This window comes from uncultured Aureimonas sp. (genome assembly GCF_913775355.1).
In the GTDB taxonomy this organism is placed as follows: Bacteria; Pseudomonadota; Alphaproteobacteria; order Rhizobiales; family Rhizobiaceae; genus Aureimonas.
Window position 1 is genome coordinate 1 of the sequence record NZ_CAJYIU010000073.1, and the last position, 4,339, is coordinate 4,339.

Here is a 4,339-nt window from a genome sequence, read left to right on the forward strand (position 1 = left end):
TCTCGGCACCCTCGCGCCGGTAGTCGGTTTCCTCGTGCAGCTGCGCCTTCGCCTCGGCGAGGAGGGCCGTGATGTCGAGATGGGGCGGCAGGAGGCCGGAGACGCGCAGGAGCGTTGCGACGTTGTCTACATCCGCATCGATGCTGCCGCGCACGCCGGGATACTGCACCTTGATCGCCAGCTCGCGGCCGTCGAGCGCCCGTGCGCGATGCACCTGTCCGATCGAGGCGGCGGCGATCGGACGGTCGTCGAAGCGCTCGAAGCGGATCCGCCACTCGCGGCCCCACTCGGCCGCCAGTACCCGCTCGAGCTGGACGCGCGGCATCGGGTCGGCCTCGGCGCGAAGCCGCGCCATGATCTCGGAGAGTTCCGGCGGCAGCGTGTCGCCGGCATCCAGCGAGATCATCTGGCCGAGCTTCATGGCCGCGCCGCGCAGGTGCGACAGGCGGTCGGCGACGCGCACGAGATTGCCGGGCGTCAGCAGCATGTCGCCGATCCTGGGCCGCTCGCCGTCCGCGAGGCGCCTGGCCCCTTCAGCGAGCATGCCGCCGGCGATCCCGCCCGCCAGCCGCCCGAACTGGCCGAGCCGCGACAGGCGACCGCTCGGTACCGACCGGCCCTTCGATCCGTTGTCCCACCCGCTCATCGCTTCCTCATCCTGCACTGTCCGATCGAGCCCGGCGCGCCGCGAGGCGAACGATCGCTGCGGCCACGTCGGATCGTCGGTTCCGTCGTCGCAGGGGAGATGGGGACGCCTCGGCCAAAGTCGCGCCCCGCGCCGTGCGGCCAATCGCTCGCAGGACCCCGAAATAAGGGGGGCGGTCGCAAGGACGCCCGCCGACAGGATCGACGGGCGTCCTCTTGCTCTGTGCGTGTGGCTTACTTCAGCTGGTCGGCCGTGTAGTAGCCGCTCTCGACGATCGTCTTCTGGATGTCGTCCTTGGTCACCAGCACCGGCGTCAGGAGGTTGGCGGGCACCACCTTGACGCCGTTCTCGTAGGTCTTGGTGTCGTTGACCACCGGCTCCTTGCCCTGACCGATCGCATCGATCATGTCGACGGTGACCTTGGCAAGATCGCGGGTGTCCTTGAAGACGGTCGAGTACTGCTCGCCTGCTAGGATCGCCTTCACCGACGGCAGGTCGGCGTCCTGACCGGAAATGACCGGCATCGGCTTGCCGCTCCCGCCGTAGCCGTTGGCGGTGAGCGCCGAGATGATGCCGATCGCGAGGCTGTCGTTGGGCGACAGGACGGCGTCGATCTGCTTGCTGCCGTAGTAGGACGACAGGAGGTTCTCCATGCGGGCCTGGGCGACCGCCGGATCCCAGCGCAGGGTGCCGATCTTGTCCATGCCCATTTCGCCCGACGTAACGACCAGCTTGCCGCTGTCGATGTAGGGCTGCAGCACGCTCATCGCGCCGTTGTAGAAGAAGAACGCGTTGTTGTCGTCCGGCGAGCCGCCGAAGAGCTCGATGGCATAGGAGCCCTTGCCGCCCTTCAGGTCGAGCTTGTCCGCGATCGAGGTCGCCTGCAGGACGCCGACCTTGAAGTTGTCGAACGTGGTGTAATAGTCGACGTTCGGCGAGTTGCGGATCAGGCGGTCGTAAGCAATGACCTTGATGCCCTTGTCGTGCGCCTGCTGCAGCACGTCCGTCAGCGTCGTGCCGTCAATCGAGGCGATCACCAGCGACTGGACGCCGGCCGCCACCATGTTCTCGAGCTGGCTGATCTGCGTCGGGATGTCGTCCTCGGCATACTGCAGGTCGGTCTTGTAGCCGCGCTCCTGCAACTGCTTGACGATGTTGTCGCCGTCCTGGATCCAGCGCTGCGAGGACTTCGTCGGCATCAGGACGCCGACCGTGCCCTTGTCCTGCGCCGACGCACCGAGCGTCGAAAGGCCGAGCCCGAGCATGGTGGCGGCCAGAAGCATGGTTCTGCGGTTCATCGTTCGTCTCCCGTGTTCGGTGCCGATGCCGGATCCCTCGATCCGTCCTCCCCCGGCACCCTTGTTCCGTCGTCCCTGAGGTCCGGCTCACACGCCGGGATCTCGCCGACACCGCCCCGGATGCGGATGGCGGCGGGGCATCGCGGCCGGACCTCCATCCGGTGCCTCGCGCGCCCGCCGTCCCGCGCCCGGACGGCAGCATCGCCGCCGTTCTTGCTGCTTTGAGCTACGTACCTCAAATCTCCTCGACTTGGGTAACCCAACTGACGGCACGTGGCAACACGGCCTATGGCAGGTTGTCGGGGAAGAGGACCTCGATGCGGATGCGCTCCTGGTTCTCGTTGAGCGCCGTCCCCGTCAGCGCGGCCATCACGCTGCGCACGGCCGAGCGCGCCTCGTGCCCCGGATCCTGCACGATCAGGGCGTCGAGAATGCCGGCCTCGAGGAGGGGGCGCGTCTCCGGCGTCAGTTCATGGCCGATCACGACCGGCGCGATCCCCGCCGCCCGGATCGCGGCGGCGACGCCCGACGAGCCGGCTCCCGCGTTGTAGATCGCACAGGGGCTCGCGCCCGACGCCAGCGCATCGCGCACGAGCGCGTGCGTCCGATCGATGTCGTCGGCGCCTTCGACGACGGCTGCGATCGTCATGGCGGGGAAGCCTTCGCGAAGAGCCGCCTGAAAGCCCTCCAGCCGGTCGCGATGGTCGCGCAGGTTCCGCGAGCCCAGCACCACGAGGACCGTTCCCGCAGGCTCGGCGGCGAACCGACCGATGATCGTCGCCGCGACACGGCCGGCCGCCCGGTTGTCGATCCCGACATAGCGCTGACGCTTCGATCCCGGCACGTCGGACACGAGCGTCACCACCGGCACCCCGCCCGCGACCGCCGCGTCGATCGCCTCGGCGACGCGCGGATCGTCGAGCCCCATGGTGATGACGGCGTCGGCTTCGCTCGCGGCCCTCGCCAGCGCATCCACCAGGATGGCCGGGGAAAAGCGGTCGACCTCGTCGAGCGCGAGCGTCAGGCGGCGCTGCCCCTCGGCGCGGCAGGCTTCGCCGAGGTCTTCGGCAAGCCCGGCGACGAACGGATTGGCGAAGCGCGGCAGGATGGCGGTGACATGGAAGCCCGAGCGGCGGGCGAGGGCGGCCGCACCCGCATGGCGCTCGAAGCCGAGCTCGCGCACTGCGGCCTCGACGCGCTCGATCGTCGCCGCCCGCACCCCCGGCCGCCGGTTCACCACCCGGTCGGCGGTCGCAAGGCTCACCGCGGCCCGCCGGGCCACATCGCGAAGCGTCGGGGCCCCGGTCCGCCCGTGATCGTCCATGAACCTCCCCCGCTCGATCCCGTCCCGCGCTCTCCCGGCAACGACGGCGTCATGTCTCCGATACGTCTCGCTGCCGTCGCCGCACAACGGCCGCGAGACTAGACCTCGGCGACAATCACGGCCACTGCGATCCGCGTTGCTCGGGCCCCATCTGCTCGCCCGGTTGCCCCGGTGCGGCGCGGGAGGTCAGGCCGGCGTCGGCGCATCGGTCGCATGGACGACGTGTGATGCTTTGCCATCTAGCGGCCGCATGAACGCACCGACCCTTCTCACCCGGCAGGCCGGCCTCGAACGTCTCGACCGTTTCCTGCGCGAGGACGCGGCCGACTACGCTGCCATGCGCAACACCGACCATGGTCCCGGCCGGCGACCGACGACCTCGGCCCTCTCGCCCTATCTCCGGCGCCGGCTGCTGGACGAGCGGGAGGTCGTCGCGGCAGCGCGATCCGCGCTGGGCGAGCGCGGTGCCGAGAAGTTCGTGTCCGAGGTGTTCTGGCGGACCTATTTCAAGGGCTACCTCGAAACGCATCCCGGCATCTGGAGCGACTGCCTGGCGCTCGCGCGGGCCGGGCAGGAGCGGCTGGACGCGGAAGCCGGCCTGCGGCGCGCCCACGCGGCCGCCATCGAGGGGCGCACGGGCATCGACTGCTTCGACGCCTGGGCGCGCGAGCTCGTCGAGACAAGCTGGCTGCACAACCACACGCGCATGTGGTTCGCCTCGATCTGGATCTTCACGCTTCGCCTGCCCTGGGCGCTCGGGGCGGACTTCTTCATGCACCATCTCCTCGACGGCGATCCGGCGAGCAACACTCTCTCTTGGCGCTGGGTGGCCGGGCTCCACACGCGCGGCAAGCACTATGTCGCGCGGGCCGAGAACATCCGCCGCTACACCGACGGGCGGTTCGAGGCTAAGGGGCTCGACGAGAACCCGGCGTCGCTCGAAGAGCACCGCACGCCCGGCGAGGTGCCGCTGCCGCCCGCCGGCGTAGTCCCTGCGGGCGAGGTCGCGCTGCTTCTCCACCTCGACGACCTGACGCCTGAGACGCTTCCCCTCGGCCGCGTCGGGCGCGT

The 4,339-nt window shown here is 69.7% G+C and carries 4 protein-coding genes; 1 reads left to right on the forward strand and 3 read right to left on the reverse strand.

All coding sequences use genetic code 11. The features are described from left to right. The 3 genes from QZ753_RS05420 to QZ753_RS05430 form a co-directional block, all read right to left on the reverse strand. The coding region (locus tag QZ753_RS05420; protein ID WP_294641667.1) for an AarF/UbiB family protein at positions 1 to 646 on the reverse strand (646 nt) is incomplete at its 3' end. Positions 647 to 879: 233 nt separating this feature from the next. Beyond that, positions 880 to 1,929: a multiple monosaccharide ABC transporter substrate-binding protein gene (chvE, locus tag QZ753_RS05425; RefSeq protein ID WP_294641670.1), complete on the reverse strand. Its 1,050-nt coding sequence runs from the start codon at positions 1,927 to 1,929 to the stop codon at positions 880 to 882. A gap of 301 nt (positions 1,930 to 2,230) precedes the next feature. After that, positions 2,231 to 3,268 (reverse strand): LacI family DNA-binding transcriptional regulator, encoded by a 1,038-nt coding sequence (locus QZ753_RS05430; protein WP_294641668.1) that lies wholly within the window; start codon positions 3,266 to 3,268, stop codon positions 2,231 to 2,233. Positions 3,269 to 3,518: 250 nt separating this feature from the next. Between QZ753_RS05430 and QZ753_RS05435 the strand changes: the two genes are divergently transcribed. Then, positions 3,519 to 4,339, forward strand: an 821-nt coding sequence (locus QZ753_RS05435; protein WP_294641669.1) for an FAD-binding domain-containing protein, incomplete at its 3' end; no start/stop codon positions are given.

Coding starts and splice junctions, on each gene's coding strand:
- chvE (WP_294641670.1), bottom strand. CDS start 1,929: ATGCTTCTGGCCGCCACCATGCTCGGGCTCGGCCTTTCGACGCTCGGT.
- QZ753_RS05430 (WP_294641668.1), bottom strand. CDS start 3,268: ATGGACGATCACGGGCGGACCGGGGCCCCGACGCTTCGCGATGTGGCC.